This window comes from Streptomyces sp. NPDC006207, from assembly GCF_040613835.1.
Classification (GTDB): domain Bacteria; phylum Actinomycetota; class Actinomycetes; order Streptomycetales; family Streptomycetaceae; genus Actinacidiphila.
In genome coordinates this window covers 37,418-57,861 of sequence record NZ_JBEXSX010000063.1, presented here as the reverse complement: position 1 = coordinate 57,861, position 20,444 = coordinate 37,418, and the positions used below count along the sequence as shown (strand labels likewise).

The following is a 20,444-nucleotide window of genomic DNA, read 5'->3' as shown; positions in this document are numbered from 1 at the left end:
CCGGGCCGCGGTTCCTTGCGACTCGCACGACGTCTTGGCGGAACTCTTCCGGATAGGGCTTGGGCACAGCGACATCCTTCCCACCCGCCCCACAGGGCAAGCCAGTTCAGATGTCACCCGATCGTGCAGCAGACCCCAATGCCTGCGTGCCGTTCTCACCAATGGTGATCACGCCTGCGAGGTCGTCCACGGCACATGCCCGGTCGTAGTCGTCTGGAGCGGTCGCGTCTCCAGTAAGTACGCCGGTCTCGGTGGCGCCGCGCCACGCAGGCAGCGCAGAGACGGGAACGACAATCAAGGGGCCGCCCAACGACTCAACCCAGACTGGAGAGGGGGGAGACAGGTCGGCACCTCCGGCAGTCGAAGGGGTGCTCATGCCCACAGTGTGCCGCAGCCCACCGACAGCGCTGTCGCGGGCACCGTGACCAACTATGCCTCAACGCCAAAGTGGTCATGTGATCCCCGCAAGCCAGGCAAGACACGAGCAACGGCTACGCAGCGCGGTAAGACTTTCCCTACTTCATCAAGGCGGCTCGCTCCGCTCGCCGCGCGCGGCCCCGGCTCGCCGCCGGGCCCGACGCTCTTGTCTCCGCCCCGCTCCGGGCCCGGCTACGCCGGCCGCGCGGCTGTAGCGAGCACACCCGAGCGGTGGACGGTAGCCCGCGGTGGCTGGGCCCGGTCGGCTCCACGGCTTTGGGCAGCCACCATGGGGCGAGCCTCGAAGATCGGGGCCCACATCGGGCTATTGCGGGCAGGTCCAGAGACTGCCCGCTTCGCGACCAGCGTACGGGCCCCGATCTCTCGCCCCATGGCAGCTCCAGCCCAAAGCCGCTCCCGCCGACCTCATCGGGCCCGTGTGCGATCGTCACGCCTCCAGGTACGTTGAGCCGTCAGCCGAGGGGGAACGCTCGCGAGGGAGCGCCCCGCAACGCGTGGCTGCGGGGCGCCGATCCACTTTCACAACGGGCCCTGGTGGGGTTTAGTCGACCGTCTGCCCGTCGTACATACCGCCCCTGCAGGTCGGGAGCACGGGCGTCGACCGATCGATCGTTCCGCCGCCGTCCGTGCACTCACCCGGGGTGACGCTGGCCGGGGTGACGCTGCCGGCGGTGGCGGTGGCGGTGGCGGCGCCTGTGAGGCCGAGTCCGGCGAGGGCTGCCGTGGCGAAGACTGTGGCGAGGATTCGTCGAATGCGCATTTGGTTCGCCTTTCACAGATTGCCTCGGTTGGGGCACTAGCCAGCTTGATCTTCACCCATATGGGTGGCACGTCATGTTGGGCCATTCGAGTGACAGTGTTGTCGGGTGCGGGGTCGGTGACGCGACCCGTCAGAGCGGATGGAAGCCCGTGCCACATCCGTGCCAGAAAGAGCGGATCCCAGCGGTCAAGAGCAGTCAAGCGCGACGCCTCGCGATTAATCACCAGAGGCCGTTTGCGCTGGTCAGCGTCAACCCCCTCCGTGACGGCCCGGTGATTCCCAAGCTCAGAGCGCGGTTTCTATTCGCGGAGTGAGACGCAGCCGTGACACTCCCGCGCCCTGAAGCTGGCGCCCGACTTTTTGCAGTGGAGCGCGGACACCTGTCAGGCTCCGCCCCTGGATCCGATGAGGCTGTTTGAGCCTGCCCCTGGTGAGTACTCGCTCTTGCTCGACGCCGGAGCCGCGACTGTAGGCGGCGTAGTCGATGAGCTCGGTCATGAGCCCAACGGGTACTTCTGGGAAGGTGTGGCTCGGTGGCTCGTCAGTACCGAGGCGCCGGCGCTCGAAGGGCGTTTCGACTACGACTCGGAGGCGGGCCTGTTCTGCGCCCGCGGTACGGATGCCCGCGCTCCGGCGCCTCCACACGCTCGCGGAAGCGGTTGCTGCAGCAGAAGTCAGCGTTCCCGGCCCTATCTCGTGGGGGTAAGGATTTCCCGCAGTACGAGATCAGTCGAGCAGACCGCAACGGACGTCCCGCCCATGGATCGCATCGAGAGGGTCACCAGCGCGGATGCCGTGCCACTGTCGTGCCGGAGCGGGCGGTGGGAAATCCACAGGTCAGGCCGGTGTGGCGGCGTCCTGGGTGGTGGAGTCCGCGAACGCCTCGGGACCCTGCTCCGCCGCTGCCGGGTCCATCCACATGACCTGCCAGCCATGGCCGTCGAGGTCGAAGAAGCTGCGTGAGTACATGAAGCCGTGGTCCTCGGCGGCATCCGCCTCGGAGCCGCCCGCCGCGAGTGCGGCGGCGCTGACCGTGTCGACCTCATCGCGGGACGACACGCTGAAGCAGTACAACGCCAGCGTGTGCGTGGTGGGGTCGGCCATCGGCAGTTTCGCGAACTCCGCGAACTTCCCGCGGCTGAGCAGCATGACGAAGGCCTGCTCGCCGACCAGCATGCAGGCTGCGGACTCGTCGGTGAACTGCGGGTTGAAGCCGAACCCGAGCTTGGCGAAGAACGCCTTGCTGAGTTCGAGGTCCGCTACGGGGAGGTTCACGAACAGCATGCGGCCGGGGTGTGCGGGATTCGTCATGGTGGGTCTCCAGTCGGTGGCTCGATGGCGTGCGTACTGAGAGACCGGCCTGGCCGGCGGAACTCATCGGTGTACCTTCGCCGGCTGCCCGAACAGCAGACGCGGCCGCTTGGACACCTTCGCCCATCAGCTACTGGAACGGCCGGGGCTCCCCCTACCTGCCAACGCCCGACACCGGCTGACGACCGCCCGGAGCATGCCCGGTGGGCGTGCGGTGAGAACCGCACCGGCGGCCGTCAGCTCTCGTGCGCATGGGGATCAGATGACGGTCAGCGTCAGGACCGCCGTGTACGTGCCGGGGGGCGTGGAGGTCGGTGCGTCGAAGTCGAGCCCGGCCCCGGCATCAGCGGTGCCGGGGCCGATGCCGGTGGCCAGTGTCCGGGACTCCTTGAGCCCGTTGCCGTCGCCGGGTACGACCGGGGCGCCCGGCGTGATGGACGGGACATTGCCACGGTCGGCGATCGCGGGGGCCCAGGTCAGGCTGCTCCCGTCGATGGTGCTTCCGGCCGGGCCGGTGAAGTCGCCGACCTGGCCGGAGACCGTCCAGCCGATGTTGCCGGCGCGCGCGGATCGCCGCAACCCGGGGCGACAGCCCGGTGAAGGACGGACAGTGAACGCACCAATGCCGAGGGCCGCGCTGATCGGGGTTGCTGACGGCGTGCCGCGAAGTCGGGCATGGCAGGTGACCGATCCGCCCGACCCGTGCGGCGGGTGGAGGAACGGACCCTCATGCCGCCGGCGAGGTGGCCGGGACATGCCGCGGTCACATCAACGCGGCTGCTGGCGGCGGGGGTTCACATCGGTTCCTGGGCACTGCGCACGGCAACCGCGGCTCGGTCAGCCGCATCGGTGCCGGTGCCACGCCGCGGCCGCGGTCTGCATCGTGGCCGTCCACTCGTTCGGGGAGTCGCCGGCGATCTCGTCCCAGAGCCGGTGCTGCGCTCGCGCGAACGCGTCGCGCCCGGGTGCCGGGGCGGCGGGGAACGCGGGGTGCTCGGCCGACAACTGCTCGGCCTGCTCGGGAGAGTGGCCAGAGGCGATGAGCCAGATGGCCCACAGGGCGGGGTCGATCCACCCGGCGCCTCGGGCGGCCCAGGCCCAGTCGACGAGCCGGGCCCGTCCGGCGATGAGGACGTGGTGCGGGTTCCAGTCGGTGTGGAGCAGCCGGTCCCCGGTGAACAGCCCGGCGTCGTCGCCGGCGTGGGCCCGCAAGCGGTCCGGCATGGTCCTGAGCGGCAGGTCGGGCAGCGGCAGGGCCGCGAGGGTGCGCATCGCATCGGCGACGAGAGCCAGGTGGGCTGAGCCGGGGGCGTAGTCGGCGTGGGGACCGTCGAGGTCCTCGAAGCCGAGGAGGTCCCAGCCCGCCCACCGGGTGTGCCAGAGGAGGGCCGGAGCCAGCGGCGTGACGTGCGGGGCGATGGCCGCTTCGCGTTCCTGCGTCCAGGCCCGTGGATGCCCGAGCCTCAGTCCCTTGACGAAGACGGCGCCCGTCGCCGTATGGATACGGGCCGCGACTTCCGAATTGAGGCCCGTCGGGACCGACTCGGCTTCCAGCACGGGCCCGGTGTGCTCCTCGATGAGGGCCAAGGCGTAGGCGGGGACCTCGGTGAAGCGGTGCGTCGGCATGGTCGGAGGGTCCCAGAACGGGCCGGAGGGGGGCCACGTCGTGCACACGGCACGGCTTCCCTCGGTGACGGTCCGTGGCAGGGTTCGCTGGCCCGGGCCCGCTGTACTGCGCCGGCCGGCCGAGCATGCGGAGCGTCGTGGCGCAGTTGGGGGGCCGCCAGGCGTGGCCGGGGCGGGCGTACGGGCTCCGTCGGCGGGCCTGCTCACCCGTTTGCCGACGGGCGCTTCACCCACCTGGCCGCAGTGCTGGCGGTGCTGGGGTCTGTCCGTGGCTCGTCGTGCTTCCATCCCGTCAGGAGGCACACATGATGCGTGAGGACCGACAGCAGGACACCCACCCGCAGGCGGGTGCGTCACGGCGGCATCTGCTCGCCGCGGCCACTCTGGCGCCGATGCTGGGCGGGGCGATCTCCGCGTGCGCGCCAACCGGAACGTCGAAACAGCACAACCACCCGTCGGTCATGCCCGTGCGCACCGCTCTGACGGACTGGAAGGACGTGTCCGTCGCGCTCGGGCGGACGGGCGACATCAGGCGCGAGTTCATGTACCACACGGGTCTGCCGCGCCGGGACCTCAAGGTGGTCTCGCAGGGCGTCACCGTCAAACCGGGGCTCGCCCTGGGCTCGCACGTGTCCTTCGTCCGCTACGCCGACGGGAACACGCTGCTGATGGGCGACGTGGTGGTCACCGAGAAGGAGATGCAGTCGTTCGCCGACGTGCTGCACGAGCGCAAGATCGAGCAGACGGCGATCCACAAGCACCTGCTCTCGCAGGACCCGGAGATCTGGTGGGTCCACGTCCACGCGCACGGCAAGGACCCCGTGGCCATCGCCACGGGACTGCGTGCGGCGCTCGACCGGACCGGCGCCCCGCCGCCGGGGCGGCCGGACCACACCGTGCCGCGCAAGCTCGACATGGACGTCGCCACCATCGACAAGGTGATGGGCATCAAGGGCGGCATCGACGACGGGGTCTACAAGAACACCTTCGTGCGCCGGGAGACCATCACCGACGCCGGTATGGTCCTGCCGCCGGGCCTCGGATCCACCAGTGCGATCAACTACCAGCCGCTGGGCAACGGCCGCGCCGCGGTCAGCGGCGACTGCGCCATGATCGCCAGCGAGGTCCAGGACGTCCTGGCGGCCCTCAGGCGTGCCGGGTGCCAACTCGTGGAGCTGCACAACCACGGGCTGACGGACGAACCGCGGCTCTTCTTCGTCCACTTCTGGGCCGTCGGTGACGCGGTCAAGCTCGCCAAGGGGATCCGGAAGGCGTTGGACGCCACCAACGTCAAGGGGATGGCGGTGGAGATCGGCTGACGCCCGGCCGGCAGCGGGTACGGGAGGCCCGACCGCCGCTCCGCGCGGGAGGTCCGTTGCGGCTGCGGCGGTCGGCTCCGCCCGCCTTCGTTGTACCGTCTCCACGGACGATCACGGGGAGGGGCGACGGGGATGACCAGACGGTGGTACACCGCCCTGGGCGTGAATCTGCTGTTGGGGATCCCGGGAGTGGTGCCGATGTGGATGCTCTGGTACCTCGCCGCGAACTGGCCGCTCGCCGACCTGGGTCTGACCGTGCGGGAGCCGACGGAGAACGACGGCATCCTGCCCGGGCTGCTGCTCTTCGGGCCCGTCGTGCTCCTCTACGCCGTGCTCTGGTGGGTGGCCAACCGGCCCCTCGCCGTCCGGACGGCGCTGTCCGCACGCACCTACTGGCTGCTCAGCGTCCTGGGCACGTTGCTGCCGACGGCGGCGCTGATCGCCAACTCCTGATCCGCCGGCCGCACGCAGCCCCGCAGTCCCGCCGCGGGGCGGCTCCCCCGCGGCGGGACGGCGCGTGCGGTGCGGGTCAGGCAGGCGTCCGGACCGCGGGTCCGGACGGGGCGGGCCGGGGGATGACGCGGCGACGGCGGGTGGGGAGGCCCATCGTCGGGTTGGCGACGCCCCAGGCGGCGCCCTTGCAGACCAGTTCCTTGTAGAGGGCGGCGAGCCGTCCGGTCAGGGCCGCGCTGACCGCACGGTCGTCGGCGGTGACGTACTGGATCAGGCCCTCCTTGCGGCCGAGCGAGATGCACTGGTTGAAGTACCGCAGTGGGGTGTTGGGGAGCTTGCCGCCGGTCAGGCGGGCCGCGATGGCGTCGGCGGCCTGCCAGGCGGTGGGGATGCCCGAGGCGCACGACATCCGCAGCGGCTTGTCGCCGGGGCCCATCGCCAGGGCGGCGTCGCCGATGGCGTAGACGTCCGGGTGGGAGACCGAGCGCATGGTGCCGTCGACCACGATCCGGCCGGTGCCGGTCGTCTCCAGGGTGGTGGCCCCGGCGATCGGGTGGACGGCGAAGCCGGTGGTCCACACGGTGACCGCGGCCGGGATGGAGGTGCCGTCGGCGGTGGTGACGTGGTCGGCCGCCACGGCGGTGACGGTGGTGTGCTCGTGCACGGTGATGCCGAGCCGGTCGACGACCTTGCGCAGGTGCCGGGCGCCCTTGCCGGAGAGCCAGTCGCCGAGGCCGCCGTGGGCGGCGAGGGCGACGGCGAGGTCCGGGCGGGCCTCGGCGATCTCGGTCGCGGCCTCCAGGCCGGTGAGGCCGCCGCCGACCACGAGCACGGGCCGTCCGGCGTCCAGGGCGGCCAGGCGCTCGCGCACCCGCAGTGCCCCGGGGCGGCCGGCGATCTCGTGGGCGTGCTCGGCGGCGCCGGGGACGCCCTGGTCCTTCCAGCCGCTGCCGAGGGCGTAGACGAGGGTGTCGTAGGTCAGTTCCCCGGCGCCGTCCGCGCCGTGGACGGCGACGGTCCTGCGGTCGGGGTCGATGCCGGTGACCTTCGCCGCCTTCAGTTCGACGCCGGTGCCCGCGAACATCTCGCCGAGGGGCCGGGTGGTGAGGTCCTGGCCGGTCGCGAGCTGGTGCATCCGGACGCGCTCGACGAAGTCGGGCTCCGCGTTGACGAGGGTGATGGCGACGTCCTCGCGGTGCAGCCGCCTGGCGAGGCGCCCGGCGGCGCTGGCTCCGGTGTATCCGGCTCCGAGGACGACGATGCGGTGCTGCATGTCCTGGCTCCTGTCTTCTCTCCAGCGGGTTCGCCCCTTGAACCGGGCGGGCCGCCGTTTCCTGACAGGAACGCGATGTGAAGCACGTCACACCGGGGTCAGAAGGCGTGGAGCAGAGGTTCCCCGTGGTCGCCGGCCGCCCATCGCCCGGTCGCGCGCCGGAGCTTGTCGGGGTTGACCTGGTTGCGTACGGCGGCGATGCCCTCGGCGGTGACCTCCAGGCACATGACGCCGACGACCCGGCCGTCGACGACCGCCACGAGGGCGGGGCCGCCGTTGGCGGTCGTCGCGTGGATCTCGGCCGAGCCGCCGACCAGGGCACGCTTGGCCGTGCCGGGCTTGAACAGGCCCCGCAGGAACTTCGCGACGGCGAGCGCGCCTTCGAACGCCTTCGCGCGGGCCGGGACCTTCCCGCCGCCGTCGCCGACCGCGACGACGTCCTGGGTGAGCAGCCGCACGAGCGGCTCGGTCCGGCCGCTGGTGGCGGCCGCAAGGAACTCCTCGACGACCCGCCGGGTGGCCGCCTCGTCGACCTCGGTACCGGCCTTGCGGGCCTTGCCGTCCGCGATGTGCTTCCTGGCGCGGTGGTGGATCTGCTGGCTGGCGGCCTCGGTGATGTCGAGGATCCCGGCGATCTCGCGGTGCGGGTAGTCGAAGGCCTCCCGCAGCACGTACACCGCGCGCTCGTTGGGGCTGAGGCGCTCCAGCAGGACGAGGACCGCGTACGAGACGGATTCGCGCTGTTCGGCGGTGTCGGCCGGGCCGAGCATCGGGTCACCGGCGAGCAGCGGTTCGGGGAGCCACTGGCCCACGTAGGTCTCGCGCCGGGCCCGGGCCGAGGTCAGCTGGTTGAGGCACAGGTTGGTGAGCACCTTGGTCAGCCACGCCTCGGGGACGTCGATGCGGTCGACGTCGACGGCCTGCCAGCGCAGGAAGGTCTCCTGCACGGCGTCCTCGGCCTCGCTCGCGGAGCCGAGGAGCCGGTAGGCGACGGCCTCCAGGCGCGGCCTGGAGGCCTCGAACCGGTCCACGTCGTGCAGGGTCAGGGCCATGGCCCGGATCCTAGCCCCGCGTCCGGTGTCCGGTCAGTGGGTGATGTCGAGGCGGACGACCGCGCCGATCTCCACGAGCTGGTCGGGCAGGGCCAGGTCGGACACGCCCATGACGGTGCTGGTGGGGCGGTGGTCGCCGCAGTAGGCGGCGTGCAGGCGGGCGGCGGTGTCGAAGTGGTCGCGCAGGCCCCTGACCAGGACGGTGGTCTCGACGATCTGGTCGCGGCCGGCGCCGAAGTGCTCCAGCACGCGGTCGAGGTTGTCGAGGGTCGTGCTCATCTGGAGCTCGAAGTCGCCGGTCCCGATGAAGGTTCCGGCGCTGTCGTGGGACAACTGCCCCGAGATGTAGAGCGTGTCGCCGGCCTGTACGGCCTGGCTGTACCCGTAGAGCGATTCCCACGGCATGCCGAAGTTGAATTCCCTGGACCGGACGGTCACGGTGCTCTCCTCGTCGTCGACTGGACCGGCCCCGCGTGGACGGGGGCCGACAGCTGAGACCGGAGCCGTCGTGGGGGTGTGACAGGAGCGGGGCGAGGGCGGCCCGCCGGCCGGAAGTCCCGCGGCGGTTCGCCACGGGACTTCCGGCCGGTCGGGGTGTGCCGCGGTCGGTGGGGCGGGGAGCCCTCAGCGGAACGGGAAGTACCCGCCGAAGCCGCCGACGGGGACGGCCACGGGGACGACGACGACGGGGACGAAACCGCCGTAGAAGTTGTTGCCGTAGAACCCGTTGCCGCGGAAGCCGCCGATGCCGCCGAAGCCACCGCCGCCCTGGACGTAGCTGGTCGGGGCCGTCTGGAGGGCTGAGGTCGTGATCTGTGGTGCCGCGTCGGCGGTGCCCGCCGCGACGACGGCGAGCAACGGTGCCGCCAGCGCTGCGGCGACAGTCCGGCGGACGGTGATGTTTGCACGCATGTCAATCTCCTTCGTACGTGAAGATTGGTGGACAACGGCCGTGCCATTTCCGACCGTCGTCGAACCGGCTTCGTGTGCCTGGAGCCGGTAGGACGAGGGCCACGTGACCCACGCGTTCTCGCTCACCGGGCAGGGACGCCGTGATGCAAGGCGGCAAACGCCGAGGACATGACCGTGACACGGGTGGGGCCCGTAGTCAAAAGAAAGCGCCGCGGCGCAGCGCCGCGGCGGGCGCTTCTTCGCAGGTCAGGGGCTATGCGAGGGCGCTGTGGGAAATCTTCCGGGCGCCGGGGGCGGGCGTTCACCCACCGGCGGCCCTTGGCCAGGACCCGGGGGTCACGGTCACCCTCCGTCGCCGGCGGTCCGGACCGCGCCCGGCCGCGTCACACGATCGCCGGGTCCGCCTCCTCGCGCAGCGTCCAGGAGGGGCCGCCCGGGAGGGCCGTACCCGCTTCTCCGGTCCCGCGCAACGGGAGGACGTCCACCGGGGCCGGCCCCGGCGCCGCCGACGTGGGGGCCCGGCTGGACCTCGACGCGCCGACGGGCACGCCACCCGGCACCTACACGGCTGTCCTGACGCTCACCGTCATCTGACCGCGGCCGGGACGCCGGGCACGGACGCGGCCGCGGCCGGGCACGGGCGACGGCGGTCGCCCGTCCCCGGCCGTTCAGGTCAGGTCAGGTCAGGTCAGCCGGTGACGCTGGCCCGGCCGGTCTCCAGGTGGCCGGTGAAGCGCTGCGACCAGGTGCGGTCGCAGTCGGCCGTGACGGTGACGTCGTACCAGCCGTCGCTGACCTCCAGCGGGTTGACCGTCCACGCCTCCTTGCCGTGCGGGGCGACCCGCACCTTCGTGGGGGCGCCGTGGATGTAGTGGTTGTGCGTGACGGTGAACGTCACCGGCTTGCGGCCGTCGTTGCGCAGCCACAGCTTGAGCTTCGGGTGGGCGGTCGCCCTGCCGTCGTGGTAGCGGGCCTCGACGACGAGGTCCTTGCCGGCGCCGGCGGTGTCGCCGGTGAAGCGGCGCAGGAACCGGTTGGGGCCCGTGACCGTCAGGTCGTAGGCGGTGTCGCCGGCGGTGGAGCCGACGGGGCCGGTGCCGGTGACCCGCGCGCCCGCGGGGACGGTGTACTGGCCGGGGAACGCGGCCGGGTACGCGGCCAGCGAGGGGAACCCGCCGAGGTTGTTGTGGACGGAGAAGTGGCTCGCCTTGGTGGCGAAGGGGGCCTCGTTGCCGAGCTCCAGCTCGACCGCGCCGTCGGCGAAGCCGGTCAGGTTGGCGCTGGGCTGGTACGGCAGCGGGCGGGCCCGCTTGGTGCCCTTCTCCTGCGTGGGCATCGCGTTGTCGCCGGGCAGCGGGGTGTACCGGGTCTCGGGGACGAGCGGACCGGTGTCGGGCAGGTGGGGCAGCCCGTAGACGGGGGAGGCGAAGTCGAGGGCGCTGGTGAGGTCGCCGCACACCTCGCGCCGCCAGTCGCTGATGTTGGGGCAGATGGCAGGCGTGCCGAGGGCGGTGGTCCACTTCTCCAGGAACTGGATGACCGAGGTGTGGTCGGAGACCTCCGAGGTCACCCAGCCGCCGCGGGTCCAGGGCGAGATGAGCAGCAGCGGCACGCGGAAGCCGAGGCCGACCGGGAGGGGCTCGGTGACGCCGTACTGGCCCATGGTGCCGGAGACGAACTCGTCGGCCTCCCCGGGGGCGGGGACGGGCGGCGGGACGTGGTCGAACTGGCCGTCGTTCTCGTCGTAGTTGACGATCACCAGCGTCGAGTCGAAGACGTCCGGGTCGGCGTGGAGGGCCTCCAGGACGCCGCGCAGGAAGTACCCGCCGTTGCTGGGCGCGGTGACCGGGTGCTCGGAGAAGAACTGGTTGTTGACGACCCAGCTGACCTGCGGCAGCGTGCCGCCCAGCACGTCCGCGCGGATCGCGGCGCTGATGTTGTCGGCGTTGCCCGCGAGGCCGGTGACCGGCTCGGGGACGTCCTTGACGCCGTTGTCGTAATAGACGTTGCCGGGGGCGGCCTGACCTCCCTGGGTGGGGTCGAGCCTGGCGAAGGTGCCGAAGTACTCCAGCCCGTTGTCGCCGTAGTCGTCGGCGCACTGGTAGACGCGCCAGCTGACGCCGGCCTCCTGGAGCGTCTCGGCGTAGGACTCCCAGGGCAGGAACCTGCCACGCTCGTCGCCGCCGTCGTTGGCGGTGAAGTCGCCGTGCTTCTTGTCGGCGTTGATGGTGCCGCCCCACAGGTAGGTGCGGTTCGGGCCGGTCGCGCTGAGCACGGAGCAGTGGTAGGCGTCGCCGACGGTGTAGGTGTCGGCGAGGGCGTAGTGGAAGGGCAGGTCCTTGCGGTCCAGGTAGCCGAGGGTGGTGGGACCGCCCTTGGCGTAATACCAGCCGTTCATGAGGCCGCCGTACCAGGCGCCGTGCTGGTCGGTCCAGCCGTGGCTGGTGCCGCCGTAGTTGGCGGCGCCGAGCTCGGCGCTCGGCGGGGTCGGGCCGCTCCAGGACTTCGCGCCGCTCAGCCGCCACGGGTACTGGGTCTCGGCGCCCTCCGTCGGCGTCTTGGGCTGCTGCCACACGGAGCCGCCGCCGGGCAGCTGGATCGTCGCGCGGTCGCCGAAGCCGCGTACGCCCCTGAGGGCACCGAAGTAGTGGTCGAAACTGCGGTTCTCCTGCATGATCACGACGACGTGCTTGATGTCGCGGATGTCGCCGTGCGCGTGGCCGTGGCCGTGGCCGCGCGGGACGGGCCCGGCCTGGGCGGGGGTCGCGGCGGCGCTCACGCCGGGCAGCGTGGCGCCGATGGCGGCCGCGCCGGCGACGGTCGCGGCGGTGCCGAGGAAGTCTCTCCGGGACACTGAGGACATGGCTCAAAACCTCCGGTTGGGAGATACAACTACCTGGAGACCTTGATCCTGCGTCCTTGCCCACAGGTGTCGGGAACCGGGCGCGGACATGGACGGGCCGAGGCGCCCGCCCCCCTGCCGCTCGGCCTGCCGGAAGCCGGGACCCCTTCCCGAATCCTTGACGTGTCAAATAAATGCCTCTATGTTTGCTTGACACGTCAAGCGATGATGGGAGCAGGGCGGGCCCAATACCGTCGCCCCGGGGCCCGTCCGCGCCGCCCCCAGGATGAGGAGTCACGACCATGGCACAGCCGCACGGCGAGGAGCTGCAGGCGATCCTGGAGCGCCAGGCGGAACTGAGGGACCGTTATCTCCTCCCGGCCGAGGAACGCCCGGCACCCACCACCCAGGGGGTCCACCACGCCGCGTTCATCGCCCGGGACGTCGAGGAGACCATCCTCTTCTACCGGGACGTACTGGGGCTTCCGCTGGTGGACCTGATCGAGAACCGCGACTACCGCGGATCGACCCACTTCTTCTTCGACATGGGCGGCGAGAACATGCTCGCCTTCTTCGACTTCCCGGGCCACCCCCACCCCGACTACGCGGAGACGGTGGGCGGCGGCCACCACGTCGCCCTCGCGGTCACGCAGGAGGCCTACGACATGGTCAAGGCCCGCCTCGACGAGCGGGGCCTGCCGTACGCGTCCTTCCCCACCGAGGTCGCGGACAGCATGTTCCTGGCCGACCCCAACGGGCTCAGGATCGAGCTCATCACGGAGCGGAAGGGCTACGCGCTCGGGGAGTACATCCTCTGACGCGGCGGGCCCCTCCCGCACGGGTGCCGGGCGTCGACCGAACGGGCGGAAGACCACCCGGCGGCCGTCGGCCCGGCTCCGGCGCGTCTTCGGGTCCTGGCGGCGGGGCGGGAGGCCTCATGGCCCCGGGGCCCCGCCGTCCTCGCGGACTGACGGCCCGGGGTCAGCCCTTCTGCGTCTCCTTGTCGCGGAGCGCCTTCTCCACGGCGTCCCGGACGCGGGTGTCCTCGCGCTGCTTGCGCCGCGTGCGGCCGCGGCGGGTGAGGACGATCGCGGCGGCGACGGCCGCGGCGAGGAGGACGATCAGCAGGACCAGCACCCAGGGCACGGCCCAGCCGTGGGCGGTGGCCTCGACCGGGTCCAGCGGGGTGATCGAGCCCGACGCGTCGGTGAGCATCGGGGTGAGGGTGGCGGTCGCGGTGAGGCGGACGGCGGGTGCGACGCCGTGGACGGGCACCTTCACCTTCCAGCTCTCGCCGGGGAGCAGCTCCGGCGGCGCGGGGATGTCGCCGGCCTTCGCCCGCAGCCATCCGAACGGGCCGGCCACCGAGACGGACTGGCGGGCCGACAGCATCGCGTTGCCGGTGTTGTGGATCGTGTACGTGACGGTGGCGTCGCCCGAGGCGAAGGGGCCGGCCGGGCCGTCGTAGTCGAGGTGGAGGTCCTCGACGGCGAGCTTCGGCTTGAGCTCCCCGCTGACCCGCAGCTTGACCCGGATGCCCAGGCGCCGGTCCACGTTGATGCCCTGGGCCTCGTCGGACTGCTTGAGCGAGGTCAGGATGCCGCCCACGTAGTCGCCGGGGGTGGCGTTGTCCGGAACGGTGACGGTGAAGGGGATCTCGGCGGTCTTGCCGGGCTTGATCTCGACGCTGTCGCGGTCGGCGTGGACCCAGGCGCCGATCCCGACGGACTTCTTGTCCTTGGTGAGCAGGTCGAGCTGCCCGGTGTCGGTGGTGTAGCCGTCGGCGGCGTAGAGCGCGAGCCGCAGCGCGGAGGTGCTGCGGTTGGCCACGACCATGGCGTCCTTGACCTGTCCGCCGGGGTTCGCGGTGTAGCTGTAGCTGGACCGGTCGTTGCCGAACCCGTTCGCGGCCGTCCTGACCGTCCAGGTGACGTCGCCGTCGGCCGCACGGGCGGGGCCGGCGTGGAGGCCCACGAGGGCGAGGGCCGCGAGCAGGACCAGGACGGCGGTGCGGGCGAGGGGCGTCGTGCGGCGCGGTGCGGACGGGTGCATGTCGGGGTTCTCCTGGAGCGGGAGGCGGGGCAGGCACCGACGGTGCCTGCCCCGCCGTCAAACGGGTACGGTCAGCTGCTCAGCGCAGTGATCGTGAGGGTGGCGCGGTAGCCGCCCTTCTCGACGCTGTCCGGGATCTTCAGATCCAGGTCAGCGCCGAGCTTGGCGGAACCCCGCGGGTGGCCCTGCTCGGCGGAGCCGAGGCCACGCGAGACGGACAGGCCCTGGCCGTGGTCGTCGTAACCGGAGGTCACCGGGTCACCGGCCGCGGCACCGGCGCCGCCGTCCAGGACGTACGGCGTCCAGCCGAGGTAGGAGCCGGAGAACGTCTTGTCGGCGTCCTTGAAGTCGCCCACGTTGGCCGAGATCGACCACGGGGCGAGCGAACGGCGGCTGTCGGAGACGAGGATCGGGTTGATCTTGCCGCCCGCGACGAAGTGGTCGCCGTTCTGCTCCTTGGCGGTACCGAGGTCCACCAGGCCGTTGTAGCCGTCGATCGTCCAGCCGAACTCACCCGGAGCCGGGTTGGGGACGTTGACCTGCAGGTCCTGCTTGTCCCCGTGGTACGGGTGCACCGTGACGTCGTCGACGTGCGAACCGACCGGCTGGTCGGCGCCGTTGGCGGCGCTGCGGACGTTCTCGACGACGAGCTTGTCGTTGCGCACCTGGACCTTGACGTAGGTGCGGACGTGCTCCTGGTTCTGGACCGAGTTGTACCAGTAGTTGTCCGGGTTCAGCGGGTCGGCGCCGTTGCCCGCGCCGCTGGTGCCGCTGCTGTCCGGCTTGGTGATGTCGTAGTACTTCGAGCCCGAGGCGGAGTTGGCCGTCACGTAGAGGACGCCGCCGGGACCCGGGTACACGTCGGAGGCACCAGGCTGCTCGGCCGGGTTCTCCTTCTCACCGTTCTTGATCAGGTAGCTGCGGGAGTAGCTGTGGTCGTGGCCCTGCAGGACCAGGTCCACGCCGAGCTTGGAGAACGTGGTCGGGAAGTCCTGACGACGCTGCTTGTTGTCGCCGTCCTTGGCGTGCGAGGCCGGCGAGTAGATCGCGTGGTGGTAGACGAGGACCTTCCACTTGGCCTCGTTGCCGTGCTTGTTGATGACGTCGGTCACGTAGTTGACGTGCGCCGCGTCACCGCCGCCGTTGGCGGAGTTGTAGCTGTTGCTGTTCAGGTCGATGAACAGCACGTCCTTGTAGATGTACCAGTAGTCACCGCCCGACTTGGTGCCCGCGGGGTTCCCGTTGTCGTAGTACGGGGCCGAGCGGTCGGTGTTCGGGGTGGTGAAGTGCTGCTCGTAGGCCTTGCCGCCGACGTCGTGGTTGCCGATGGTGGCGGCCCACGGGTACTGGCGCAGTCCGTCGGGGGCGAGGAAGGAGTTCCACTGGGACTCGGTGTTGGCCGTCTCGACCTGGTCACCGCCCGACACCAGGATCTCGGCGTTCGGGTTGGCCCGCAGCGAGACGTCGACCGTGTCCTGCCAGCCGGCCTGGTCGGCGGCCAGGTTGCCGGACGCGCCGATCTGCGGGTCGCCGTAGAACAGGAAGTCGTACTCGCCCTCGAAGTCCTGCGTCTTGAAGGAGTACGTGGAGGACCAGTTGCCCTCGCTGCCGACGCGGTAGGAGTACTGGGTGTTCTCCTTCAGGCCGGTGATCGTCGCGTGGCGGTTGTAGCCGCCGCTGGAGGCGATGTTCGCCGCGCCGATGGCGTCGAAGGTGGCGGCACCGGCCGGGAACTGGCCGTCGGCCACCTGCGCGGTCGGGGCGAGCTGGATCTGCTGCGCCGTGTCGGCGGAGGAGTACCAGGTCACGGTGCGCTGGGCCTCGTTGGCGCCGACACCGAGGACGATGCCGCTGAGGGTGGCGGTGTCGGCGGCGGACGCCGAGGTGACCAGCCCGTTGCCAAGGGCAACCGTCAGGCCGAGGAACGCCGCGGTGGCCCCGGTGGCCACACGGCGCCGCGCGGACCCGGAGGTCCGCGAGGAGTTGCTCGATCTCATTTTTGTCTTTTCCTTCTGTGCACGAATCGTGTGCATCGAGTGGAGACCCCCACGCTCACCTCGGCAGGTAAAGCGAACATAAATGCGAGCCCCGAGATAGTTGAACTTCACACGTGTCCTGGACGTAGTCTCAGAATCCGGACACTCGTTGCACGAACCACACCAGCCCCATGACGGACACCCCCGCGGAAATCGCGCCCGTGGTCCAGAGCCCGGCCCGCGCCGACCGGCGGCGCAGCACCAGCAGCAGCGGGAAGACGACGGCAATGATGGCCAGCTGGACGGCCTCGATGCCGACGTTGAACACCAGCAGGGACCACAGCAGGGTCCACGACCACGCCTCGTCGATCCCCAGCGCGCCCGCGAAGCCGAGGCCGTGCACCAGGCCGAAGCAGAACACCACGCCGAGGCGGGTCCATCCGGCCCGGTCCAGGCTGAAATGCCCCTGCCCGGCGGCCTCGAGGTCGGTCGCGTGGTCACCGCGCCGCCAGATCCGCCACAGGTACCAGCCGGCGACCACGGCGATCGACAGCGCGATGACGGGCTCGACGATGCGCGCGGGCACGTCGACCACGCCCAGCGCGGCGAGCATGAACGTCACCGAGTGCGCCAGGGTGAAGCTGGTGGCCGCCAGCACGATCTCGCGCGGCCGCCGCGATCCGGCGATCAGGGCGAGCAGGAACAGGATGTGGTCGATCCCGGTCAGCAGGTGCTCGGCGCCGAGGCGGAAGAACTCCCAGAACCGCTCGTACCAGGACTGGCCGATGGAGAAGGACGGGTGCTCGGCGTCGAGCGCGGCACTGCCGGAACTGCCGTCGACCGCGTACGTGACGATCGTCTTGGTGCCCTTGACGTAGCCCTCGGAATCGGGGAACAGCCCGCTGCGCACCTCGCGGTCCTCGCCCTGCGGGCAGTTCCAGTCCAGGCGGAGGGTGGCGTACGGCACGCCCTCCCGGCGGCCCATCGTGAAGCCTCCGGCCTGGGCGGGGGTGCAGGCCTTGCCGTCGGAACTCACCGTGAAACGCCCGGTGGCGTACGCGACGGCCGACGTCGCGTGCGCCTCCAGCGCCGCGGCCTGGGCGGTGGCGTCGCCGGCGTCGAACGCGGCGGTCCCTTCGCGGAAGAGGGTGTCGTCGTGCTGGTAGTCGGCGGCGGACACGACGAAGAGGTCGTACTCGAGCTGCAGCGTGGTCCGTATGCGGCCTCCGTCGGCCGGGGCGACGTCCACGTACACGGTCGAGGTGAAGCCGTGCGCGAGCGCGGACTGCTGCCCGAGACCCAGGAAGGCGATCACCGCCGCGGTGATCCCGACGAGGGTGCGGCGGACGCGATGTGACATGTGGCTCCTTCAGGTTGCCACTGCACCGTGCACGTCACGGGTGAACCGGAACCGGCCGGTCGGCGAATCGTGAGAAAACAAGTTCGACAACGGCGCCCCCCCGGATGAGACGACGGGAACGGGATTGCAGGATGGGGGCGGCACCACCTGTCACCACCCGGAGGTCGATCGCCTTGCGCCCCCCGCTTCGCGCCGCTGCCACCCTGGCCGCGGCCGCCGCGCTGCTCACCGGATGCGGCTCCGGCGACGACTGGTCACACCCGCACCCCAGCCCCAGCGCCGTCGGCACCCCGGGCCCCGGGTTCGTCGACCGCGCCGCCCCGCCCGCCCCCGAGGCCACGGCCACCCCGCGCCCCGGCTCCTGGTCCGGGGTCCACCCCTCGGAGGGCTACCGCGTCGTCCTGCTGACCGCGGGCGACGACCGCCCCGCCAAGGCGCTGGCGACCGCGGTCAAGGAGTGGGCCGAGGCCGAGCACGTCGACCTCAGGACGGTCGTCACCGACCACCCCGCCGACCTCCTGTCCGACGTCACCCGGGCCCTCGACATGCATCCGGACCTCATCGTCAGCGCCGGCAACGACCTGATCGACCCCCTCGCCACGGTCACCCCGAACCACCTCTCCCAGCAGTTCCTCGTGGTGGGCGCGGAGTTGGCCGAGCCCACCGCCAACGTCACCGCCGTCGACTGGTCCGGCGCGTCGTTCCGCGGTGAGGGTCTGGGCATGTCCTCGACGTACGACCCCGCCACCTTCACCCCCGCCCGCTGCGCCGCGGCCGTCCGCGCCGGCGTCGCGGCCATCCTGGGCGGTGTGACCGGGATCGTCCTCTGGCTCGACGAGCACGAGGGATAGCGCCCCCGGTGCCCATCCCCTGGCGATCCGCCGACGAGGCCCTGGCCCGGATCCTGCGCCGCCACGGCGCCGCGCCCGGCGCGGTCCACGACGTCGACGCGGCCTGGCAGTCGTTCGCCGAGTTCCTCGCCATCGAGGTCGAGGGCGTCGAGGAGGCCGACGGCGACGGCTTCATCGCCGCATGGGGCCGGTGGGACTGGAACGACGACCTGCCCGCGCTCTCGTTCGGGCGGCTGCTCGCGGTCCACGACACCGGCGGCAACCGCAACGACCCCCACCGGCAACCCGGGTACTGGGAGGTTGAGCTGCAGCTCTGCTGCGCCGAGGATCCGGCGTGGGCCGAACTGGACGACCTGGGCCTCCAGGACACCGGATTCGACCACCACGCCATCGGCGCGCCCAGGACCGCCGCGCTCGCGGAGACGCTCCGCCTGATCCGGTCCTACCCGCAGTTGGCCGCCATGTGGCGGGCCACGCCTGTGCGCAGCACCGTCACCCTGGAGCGCGCGGGCTGATCGCGGGGCGGGCGTACCGGCGGGGTCAGCTCTTGGCGCCACCTGGCACTACCTGGTGGCACCATCTGGCGCCACGTAGCACCATCCAGCGCCATCCATGGCACATCGCGCACATGTGGCGTCATCATGGCTCAGGCCACCGTCATCACGTTTCACCAGGTCAGAGCGGCTACACCACAGGGTGGGCACCATGCGGCACCCTTCAGGCTTGCGCATGGCGCCATAGTGGTGCCACTATGACGTCATGGACCTCACCCCGTATGTCGACACCCTCCGCCGTGAACTCGCGGTGGCCGCCGAAGCCGGCGGGGAGGATGCCCGCGAGCTGGCCGAGCGGCTCACCGCTCCGCTGGAGTCGGCGACCCGCCTGACCATGCTCAACGTGCTCTCCGCCGCGATGGACGAGATCACCCGAGAACTCGCCCCCGGCTCGGTCGACGTACGGCTGCGCGGGCTGGACCCCGACTTCGTGGTGACGCTGCCGCCCACCGGCGGCGGCCCCGCGGACCGGGTGGACGCGCCCGTCGAACCGCTCAAGGCCCCGGCCCCCGCCCCGGCCGAGGGCGACGAGGGAGGCACCGCACGCGTCAACCTGCGCCTGCCGGCGCACCTCAAGGCCCGCGCCGAGGAGGCCGCCAACCGCGAGGGCCTGTCGGTCAACGCGTGGCTGGTACGGGCCGTGTCGGCCGCGGTCGACGGCGGCCCGCAGCGGCGTACGACGGAGAAGACCCGCACCATCGGACAGAGCTTCACGGGCTGGGTGCGCTAGCCGGGCCCGCCCGCACCCGCACCCGCTCCACGTCACCCACACCACGTCCCACCAGCGGGGACGACCCCAAGACCCAAGAGGACGGGACAGCCATGCCTTCTTTCGACACCCCCGAACCGATCTCCGTCACCGCCCACGTCGGCGCCGGTTCCATCCGGTTCGCCGCGGGCGACCGCCCCGACACCGTCGTCGAGGTGCTGCCCCGCGACCCGAAGCGGGACAAGGACGTCCGGGCGGCCGGCCAGACCGAGGTCACCTACGCGAACGGCGCCCTCACCGTCAGGACCAAGGAGCGCTACCTCATCGGGCCCAGCGGCGCCGTCGACGTGACGGTCGAACTGCCCACGGGCTCGCGCGTCAACGTGACCGGTTCCTGGACCCAGGTGCTCGGCGAGGGCCGGCTCGGCGAGGTCCGGGTGAAGACCTCGTCCAACGACGTCCGCTTCGACACGACCGGCCCGCTGCAGCTGACCGCCTCCCACGGCTCGATCACCGTCGACCGGATCGAGGGCACGGCCGAGATCACCACCAGTTCCGGCAGCCTGCGCGTCGGCACCCTCGACGGTCCCGCCGTCCTGAAGAACTCGCACGGCACCACGACCGTCGGCGCCGCGCTCGGCGAACTGCGGGTGCGCGGAGCCCACGGCAACGTCGACGTCGAGCGTGCCGAGAGCTCGGTCACGGCCACCGTCGCCCACGGCAACCTGCGCGTCGCCGAGGTCGCCCGCGGCACCGTCCAGCTGGAGACCTCCTACGGCGCCATCGAGGTCGGCGTCCGCGAGGGCACCGCCGCCTGGCTCGACGTCAGCTCCGAGCGCGGGCAGGTCCGCAACACGCTCACCGCGTCCGGGACCCCGGAGGCGACCGAGGACACCGTCGAGGTCCACGCCCGGACCCGCTGGGGCAACATCGACATCCGCCGTGCCCGGGTCTGA

The 20,444-nt window shown here is 71.4% G+C and carries 20 protein-coding genes and 1 pseudogene; 8 read left to right on the top strand and 13 right to left on the bottom strand.

Features of this window, described 5'->3' with window-relative positions:
- Positions 1–106: 106 nt before the first annotated feature.
- Together ABZ312_RS35760 and ABZ312_RS35755 are read right to left on the bottom strand one after the other, a co-directional pair.
- Positions 107–376 carry an Imm21 family immunity protein gene (locus tag ABZ312_RS35760; RefSeq protein WP_500439513.1) on the bottom strand — a complete coding sequence of 90 codons (270 nt, stop codon included), beginning with the start codon at positions 374–376 and terminating at the stop codon, positions 107–109.
- 603 nt (positions 377–979) lie between these two features.
- The gene (locus tag ABZ312_RS35755; RefSeq protein ID WP_361647688.1) at positions 980–1,198 is read right to left on the bottom strand and encodes a hypothetical protein; all 219 of its coding nucleotides are present in this window, start codon (positions 1,196–1,198) and stop codon (positions 980–982) included.
- Positions 1,199–1,603: 405 nt separating this feature from the next.
- Here ABZ312_RS35755 and ABZ312_RS35750 point away from each other — a divergent pair.
- A pseudogene (locus tag ABZ312_RS35750) lies at positions 1,604–1,810 on the top strand (Imm51 family immunity protein); the annotation flags it as partial.
- 225 nt (positions 1,811–2,035) lie between these two features.
- On the opposite strand, the gene ABZ312_RS35745 reads toward ABZ312_RS35750, so the two are convergent.
- The 3 genes from ABZ312_RS35745 to ABZ312_RS35735 form a co-directional block, all read right to left on the bottom strand.
- Complete coding sequence (locus tag ABZ312_RS35745; protein WP_500322166.1) at positions 2,036–2,509, bottom strand: VOC family protein; 474 nt, start codon at positions 2,507–2,509, stop codon at positions 2,036–2,038.
- 258 nt (positions 2,510–2,767) lie between these two features.
- Complete coding sequence (locus ABZ312_RS35740; protein ID WP_500322165.1) at positions 2,768–3,088, bottom strand: hypothetical protein; 321 nt, start codon at positions 3,086–3,088, stop codon at positions 2,768–2,770.
- A gap of 258 nt (positions 3,089–3,346) precedes the next feature.
- Entirely contained in the window at positions 3,347–4,135 is a 789-nt protein-coding gene (locus ABZ312_RS35735; protein WP_500439512.1) for an aminoglycoside phosphotransferase, read from the bottom strand.
- A gap of 305 nt (positions 4,136–4,440) precedes the next feature.
- Between ABZ312_RS35735 and ABZ312_RS35730 the strand changes: the two genes are divergently transcribed.
- Together ABZ312_RS35730 and ABZ312_RS35725 are read left to right on the top strand one after the other, a co-directional pair.
- Positions 4,441–5,454 carry a DUF1259 domain-containing protein gene (locus ABZ312_RS35730; RefSeq protein ID WP_500322163.1) on the top strand — a complete coding sequence of 338 codons (1,014 nt, stop codon included), beginning with the start codon at positions 4,441–4,443 and terminating at the stop codon, positions 5,452–5,454.
- A 132-nt stretch (positions 5,455–5,586) separates the two neighbouring features.
- Complete coding sequence (locus ABZ312_RS35725) at positions 5,587–5,907, top strand: hypothetical protein (RefSeq protein ID WP_500322162.1); 321 nt, start codon at positions 5,587–5,589, stop codon at positions 5,905–5,907.
- A gap of 76 nt (positions 5,908–5,983) precedes the next feature.
- Here the strand turns inward: ABZ312_RS35725 and ABZ312_RS35720 are convergent, their stop codons facing one another.
- The 5 genes from ABZ312_RS35720 to ABZ312_RS35700 form a co-directional block, all read right to left on the bottom strand.
- A complete protein-coding gene (locus ABZ312_RS35720; protein WP_500322160.1) occupies positions 5,984–7,180 on the bottom strand; it encodes an NAD(P)/FAD-dependent oxidoreductase in 1,197 nt (398 codons plus the stop codon).
- 98 nt (positions 7,181–7,278) lie between these two features.
- Positions 7,279–8,232 carry an RNA polymerase sigma factor SigJ gene (gene sigJ / locus ABZ312_RS35715; protein WP_500322159.1) on the bottom strand — a complete coding sequence of 318 codons (954 nt, stop codon included), beginning with the start codon at positions 8,230–8,232 and terminating at the stop codon, positions 7,279–7,281.
- 33 nt (positions 8,233–8,265) lie between these two features.
- A complete protein-coding gene (locus ABZ312_RS35710; protein ID WP_500359859.1) occupies positions 8,266–8,670 on the bottom strand; it encodes a RidA family protein in 405 nt (134 codons plus the stop codon).
- Positions 8,671–8,856: 186 nt separating this feature from the next.
- Positions 8,857–9,144, bottom strand: coding sequence for a hypothetical protein (locus ABZ312_RS35705; protein WP_500322157.1), 288 nt, complete (start codon positions 9,142–9,144; stop codon positions 8,857–8,859).
- A 688-nt stretch (positions 9,145–9,832) separates the two neighbouring features.
- Positions 9,833–12,007, bottom strand: coding sequence for a phosphocholine-specific phospholipase C (locus ABZ312_RS35700; protein ID WP_500359860.1), 2,175 nt, complete (start codon positions 12,005–12,007; stop codon positions 9,833–9,835).
- A 281-nt stretch (positions 12,008–12,288) separates the two neighbouring features.
- On the opposite strand from ABZ312_RS35700, the gene ABZ312_RS35695 reads away from it, so the two are divergent.
- Positions 12,289–12,804: a VOC family protein gene (locus ABZ312_RS35695; RefSeq protein WP_500322154.1), complete on the top strand. Its 516-nt coding sequence runs from the start codon at positions 12,289–12,291 to the stop codon at positions 12,802–12,804.
- A 163-nt stretch (positions 12,805–12,967) separates the two neighbouring features.
- Here the strand turns inward: ABZ312_RS35695 and ABZ312_RS35690 are convergent, their stop codons facing one another.
- From ABZ312_RS35690 to ABZ312_RS35680, 3 genes are all read right to left on the bottom strand, one after another.
- Positions 12,968–14,038 carry a COG1470 family protein gene (locus tag ABZ312_RS35690; protein WP_500322152.1) on the bottom strand — a complete coding sequence of 357 codons (1,071 nt, stop codon included), beginning with the start codon at positions 14,036–14,038 and terminating at the stop codon, positions 12,968–12,970.
- A gap of 71 nt (positions 14,039–14,109) precedes the next feature.
- Complete coding sequence (locus ABZ312_RS35685; protein WP_500359862.1) at positions 14,110–16,035, bottom strand: purple acid phosphatase family protein; 1,926 nt, start codon at positions 16,033–16,035, stop codon at positions 14,110–14,112.
- Positions 16,036–16,165: 130 nt separating this feature from the next.
- Positions 16,166–17,374 (bottom strand): HupE/UreJ family protein, encoded by a 1,209-nt coding sequence (locus ABZ312_RS35680; protein WP_500322149.1) that lies wholly within the window; start codon positions 17,372–17,374, stop codon positions 16,166–16,168.
- Positions 17,375–17,547: 173 nt separating this feature from the next.
- On the opposite strand from ABZ312_RS35680, the gene ABZ312_RS35675 reads away from it, so the two are divergent.
- From ABZ312_RS35675 to ABZ312_RS35660, 4 genes are all read left to right on the top strand, one after another.
- Positions 17,548–18,225 carry a type 1 periplasmic-binding domain-containing protein gene (locus tag ABZ312_RS35675; protein ID WP_500322147.1) on the top strand — a complete coding sequence of 226 codons (678 nt, stop codon included), beginning with the start codon at positions 17,548–17,550 and terminating at the stop codon, positions 18,223–18,225.
- A gap of 8 nt (positions 18,226–18,233) precedes the next feature.
- Entirely contained in the window at positions 18,234–18,740 is a 507-nt protein-coding gene (locus tag ABZ312_RS35670; protein ID WP_500322145.1) for a hypothetical protein, read from the top strand.
- Between the two features lie 244 nt (positions 18,741–18,984).
- A complete protein-coding gene (locus tag ABZ312_RS35665; RefSeq protein WP_500439511.1) occupies positions 18,985–19,509 on the top strand; it encodes a toxin-antitoxin system HicB family antitoxin in 525 nt (174 codons plus the stop codon).
- Between the two features lie 92 nt (positions 19,510–19,601).
- Positions 19,602–20,444, top strand: a complete 843-nt coding sequence (locus tag ABZ312_RS35660) for a DUF4097 family beta strand repeat-containing protein (RefSeq protein WP_499511657.1) — start codon at positions 19,602–19,604, stop codon at positions 20,442–20,444.